Raw genomic sequence first — 4731 nt, forward strand, 5'->3', positions numbered from 1 at the left:
CGGATCTCCGGGACCCCGTCGCGCACGGTCAACCGGACGCCGTCGAGGGCGCGTAACGCGGGCACCCCGTCCGCCAGCAGCACAGCCGCGTCGTGCCCGGTGACCCGCCAGGGCCCGGGCGTGACGACCCACCCCCACCCGGCCTCCTCGACTCTCACCGCGAGCTCGAGCGATTCGCGGTCGGCCAGGATCGGTCCGGCGGCACCGAGGTCCCCACCTGTCAGCGGACGACGGCGCGTCGTCTCGGTGCCGTCGCTCATCCGCAACACGTCGAGCCGGGACCACTCCGCGACGAGGTCCGGCCCGTCCGCGGAGTCGGGCCCGGCATAGCGCCGGATCACCAGTTCGAACTCGACGCGGTCTGGTTCCGGCAGCTCCAGGCGACCGGCTCGGTCGACCACCGGGAACGCGTCGACGAGACCGGGGAGGAACTCTCCGCAGAACTCGGCGACGGACTCATCCGGGATCGTCAGCTCACGCCATCGACGCAGATCGCGGGCCACCCCGTGGTCGAGCCGCCCGACCGGGCAGAGCTCCAACACCCTGTCGCGGACCACCGCGACCAGGTCCCCGCGCTCCCCCACGAGTGCGCCCGGCAGGGGGCGGTCGTGTTCCTCGTCGTCGTCGGGCATCTCCTGGGCGCCGTCGGCGTCGGGCAGCACCTCCGCCGCGGCGGTGACCACCACCTGCAGGCCATCGGGTGACCAGGCCGTGAGCCCGACGCGCCGGCGCGGCCCGGGCCGGACGTCGTGCAGGCCGTCATCGGGGACGATCTCCACCTCGGCCTCGGCGGCGGTGGAGATGAGCGGCCACAGTGCGGGGACCTCGGCATCGCACAGGTCCAACCACACCCTGGCCTGACGACGACTACGGGCCAGCGCGTCCACGGCGCGGAACCAGCTTGTCTGGGCGGCGCTCATGTCCGCGGTCCAGCCGTAGCGCAGCCGGTCCCATTCCACCCCCGCCGACTTCCACCGCCCGCCCCTGCCCGGGACCACGATGCGCGCCCGGAGCCGGTTGCCCAACCCGGGCCGCAACCCACCGGTCCAGCCGTCGTCCACGGTCTCGTCCGCCACCACCGACAGCTGCAGTCCATAGACCTCGGACTCCCGCGGTCGGGCCTGCTGCGCCGTGCCGTGCATCATCTCTTCGACCCGCCGCCGCCATTCAGGTACCGGTTCCCCGCCGCCTACCCCGCTGTGTGCGCCGCCGTCCGGATCCACGCCGGCGAACAACATGAGCGCCGCGGCGTGCTTGCACCGCATCGCCACCGGGCACGTGCACGTGCTGAGCTTCGGCCGGGACCAACCGCTCGCATCGGGATGCCCGAAGGCGACCTCGGTCCGATACCGGCGCCCGCCGCTGCCCGTGACCAGTGCGGACAGCGTCCGCGAACCGGGGTTGTAGCTCACGTCGCCGATTGCGTCCGGGTTCACATAAGGGCGCGCACGTGCCAGGGCCGCCGTCCCGACGAACCGCTCGACCTCGGACTCGGGGACCCTCACGCTCGACCGCACGCACCCAGAGTAGGGGCGACCCACGACATCGCGGCGGGCGAGTTGGGCCGCACCATTGACCCGGTCCCCGCCGCGACCTAACATGAAACCAAATGGTTTCATATCACACACGCGGGGTGGATCTCAGTGACGACGACGTGGATCGGTTGTTCCGGGCGCTGGCCGACGCCACACGCCGGGACATCGTCCGTCGCACGCTCACCGACGAGTGCTCCATCTCCGACCTCGCCCATCACTACGACATGTCGTTCGCGGCGGTCCGCAAGCACGTCAACGTCCTCGAGGAGGCCGGACTCGTGACCGACGACCGCCACGGACGCGAACGCCGGATCCGGGGCAACCCCGAGGCGATCCGCAGGGCCCAGACCCTGTTGGACGGCTTCGAGCGCCTCTGGCGGGGGCGCATCGACAGGCTCGACGCCCTGCTCGCCGACGACTGACCACAAGCACAATGTACGACCACCACCGAGGGAGAAGGATCCGATCATGCCAGTGACATCCGTAGACAAGGACCTCGAGGAGCTGACGATGACCATCGTCGCCGACTTCCCCGTGACGGTCCGCCGGCTCTGGGACGCGTACGTGGACCCGCGCCAGCTCGAGAGGTTCTGGGGACCGCCGGAGTGGCCGGCGACCTTCACCCGTCACGACATCTACCCGGGCGGCCGGTCCGAGTACTACATGACCGGGCCGGACGGAGCCCGCAGCGGCGGCTACTGGGAGTACCTGTCCGTGATCGAGGGGGGCTCGTTCGAGATCCTGGACGGTTTCACCGACGAGGACGGCCGCCCCAACCCCGAGATGCCGACGATGCGCGCGGTGTTCTCCTTCGAGGAGACCGACAGCGGCGCCCGCCTGACCACCACCACGTACTTCACCAGCCTCGACCAACTCGAGCAGCTGCTCGAGCTGGGCATGGAGGAGGGCACCCGCTCCGCGATGGCGCAGATCGACGACGTCCTGGCAGACCTGCGCTCCTTCGCCGCCGACCGCGCGACCGCAGCGCAGCTCCTCAGCGACACGCAGGTGCGCTTCACCCGGATCCTGCGGGGCACACCCCAGCAGGTCTGGGACGCACACCACGAGCCGGAACTGCTGAACCGGTGGTTCCACGGCCCCGACGGCTGGGCCCTGGTCGGCTGCCGGGTCGCCTCAGCGCCCGGCGAGACCACCCGCTTCGAGTGGGCCCCCGACGCCGGGGTCGAGGGCGAGGCGTTCGCGCTCGTCGGAGAGCTCATCGAGACCGACCCTCCGCACCGCGAGGTCTTCACCGAGACGATGGAGGGGGCCGACGCGCCACCGACGCGCAACGAGCAGACCCTCACAGCCGTCGGGGACGGGACCCTGATGACGCTCGTCATCACCTACGACAGCGCCGAGCTCCGCGACATGATCCTCGGCACCGGCATGGTCGACGGGATGGAGGCCGGGTACCGGCGGCTCGAGTCGGAGGTCCTGGCCCACGCCTGAGACGTCACCGGGCGCCCTCCCCGCGCCACGACACCAGCGCACACCGAGAGGACCCACATGCGCACGCTCATCATCACCGCCTTCATGTCGCTCGACGGGGTCATGGAGGCACCCGGCGGCGAGGAGGGCTACCGCAACGCCGGCTGGACCTACCGGGACATCCCCTTCGACGAGGCCGCCTACGAGATCAAGGGACGCGAGCAGGACGAGGCCACCGCCCTCCTACTGGGTCGCCGCAGCTACGAGGCGTTCTCCCCGGTCTGGCCGGAGATGACGGAGGACTTCGCCAGGTACAACGGACTACCGAAGTACGTGGTGTCCACCACCCTGACCGCCGACGACCTCGTGGACAACTGGGGACCGACGACCATCCTGCGTTCGGTCGAGGACGTGGCGCGGCTCAAGGAGACCGACGGCGGCCCGATCCTCGTCCACGGCAGCGCGACCCTCGGCCACTCCCTGTCCGAGGCGGGCCTGGTCGACCGGTACCACCTCCTGGTCTTCCCGCTCCTGCTCGGCGCGGGACGGCGCCTCTTCGGCGCGGCCGACGTCGACGCCATCCCGCTAATCCTCACCGAGCACGAGGCCTACGGCAACGGCGTCCAGAAGATGGTCTTCGACGTCGCCCGGAAGGAGGACGACTGACGGTCGACGCCGCAGTTGATCATCGATCCGGCCGGGCCGCCTACTCCCGGTCCTCGAGCGCCGTGACCCGCGGGTCCGGGTCCGTGGTCGCCGCCTTGGCCGCGAAGAACCGTTCGACGGCCAGGACGATCATCACCACCACGACGCCGACCCCCACCGCGGCCAGGACGACCGGCCAGTCGGACCCCGGCGCCAGGATGTCGGCCTCCTCGGTCTGCCAGGGCCACAGGGCCCGCAGGGAGCCGAGCATCAGGCCGGCCATGGCGATGAGGGTGGGCTTGCGGAAGTCCTCGAGCAACCGGTCGAGGATCTTGACGAAGAGCGAGATCCCGACGAGCGCACCGAGCGCGAACACCCCGAGGTAGGCGAAGTTCCGGTCGTCCACGGCTCCGAGGGTCGGCGCGTAGAGCCCCATCGCGAGCAGCAGGTACGAACCCGACACACCGGGCAGGACCAGCGCGCAGATCGCCACCGCGGCGGCCACGAACACCAGCAGGTAGGACGGGTCGCTGATCGTCCCGCTGGGCAACCCGGACAGCACGAACGCCAGCCCCGCGCCGCCGACGAAGATCAGCCCCAGAGCCCAGTTCCGTCCACCCGGGGTGGCCCGCGCCATCCCCAGCGGCACCGCGATGCTCGCCGCGACCATGCCGAGGAACAGCCCGCGTGCGATCTCCGGGCTCCCCTCGACGAAGCCCTTGAGCACCCCGGCCATGGTGAAGACCATCGCCAGCATGCCCACCGCGAGCGGGAGCAGCAGCCACCAGTCCACGTGACGGAAGGCCGCGGACGTGCGCGCCCGGCGGTCCGGGCCGAGGATCGCCGACCGCATCCCGTCCACCACGTGCGCGCCCGAGTCCAGCAACCGTGGGTACACGCCGGTCACCAGTGCGACCGTGCCGCCCGAGACGCCGGGCACGAGCTCGGCCATGCCGATCAGCGCACCGCGCAGTGCGTTCCCGACCATCCCGAGCGGCCCGGGTCGGGCGGGGAGCGGCGACCGCGGGTCCAGATCCGAGTCCGCGACGGGGTCGTGATGAACCGACTCCGCTGCGGCGCCGGGGGGCGTCCCGCCCGGTTCCGGGGTGGACGCAGGCCG

Annotated in this window: 4 protein-coding genes and 1 pseudogene; 3 read left to right on the plus strand and 2 right to left on the minus strand. The window is 71.3% G+C overall.

Translation table 11 applies throughout. The annotated features are described in order from the left end of the window. Positions 1 to 1517, minus strand: a pseudogene (locus G6018_RS01455) (helicase SNF2); the annotation flags it as partial. Positions 1518 to 1609: 92 nt separating this feature from the next. Between G6018_RS01455 and G6018_RS01460 the strand changes: the two are divergent. From G6018_RS01460 to G6018_RS01470, 3 genes are read left to right on the plus strand one after another with little or no spacing between them, the layout of a single operon-like run. Further along, on the plus strand, positions 1610 to 1957 hold the full coding sequence (locus tag G6018_RS01460; RefSeq protein WP_179523520.1) for a metalloregulator ArsR/SmtB family transcription factor: 348 nt from the start codon (positions 1610 to 1612) through the stop codon (positions 1955 to 1957). A gap of 46 nt (positions 1958 to 2003) precedes the next feature. Then, positions 2004 to 2987 (plus strand): SRPBCC family protein, encoded by a 984-nt coding sequence (locus G6018_RS01465; protein WP_182610751.1) that lies wholly within the window; start codon positions 2004 to 2006, stop codon positions 2985 to 2987. Positions 2988 to 3044: 57 nt separating this feature from the next. Beyond that, the gene (locus tag G6018_RS01470) at positions 3045 to 3632 is read left to right on the plus strand and encodes a dihydrofolate reductase family protein (RefSeq protein WP_182610750.1); all 588 of its coding nucleotides are present in this window, start codon (positions 3045 to 3047) and stop codon (positions 3630 to 3632) included. Between the two features lie 40 nt (positions 3633 to 3672). Here the strand turns inward: G6018_RS01470 and G6018_RS01475 are convergent, their stop codons facing one another. Next, a complete protein-coding gene (locus G6018_RS01475; RefSeq protein WP_241731964.1) occupies positions 3673 to 4644 on the minus strand; it encodes a DUF368 domain-containing protein in 972 nt (323 codons plus the stop codon). Positions 4645 to 4731 lie beyond the last annotated feature (87 nt).

Source organism: Dietzia sp. DQ11-44 (genome assembly GCF_014145205.1).
In the GTDB taxonomy this organism is placed as follows: Bacteria; Actinomycetota; Actinomycetes; order Mycobacteriales; family Mycobacteriaceae; genus Dietzia; species Dietzia natronolimnaea.

Bases quoted from the DNA above. Each gene is read 5' to 3' on its own strand.
- G6018_RS01460 (WP_179523520.1), top strand. From the start codon at position 1,610: ATGGTTTCATATCACACACGCGGGGTGGATCTCAGTGACGACGACGTG.
- G6018_RS01465 (WP_182610751.1), top strand. From the start codon at position 2,004: ATGCCAGTGACATCCGTAGACAAGGACCTCGAGGAGCTGACGATGACC.
- G6018_RS01470 (WP_182610750.1), top strand. From the start codon at position 3,045: ATGCGCACGCTCATCATCACCGCCTTCATGTCGCTCGACGGGGTCATG.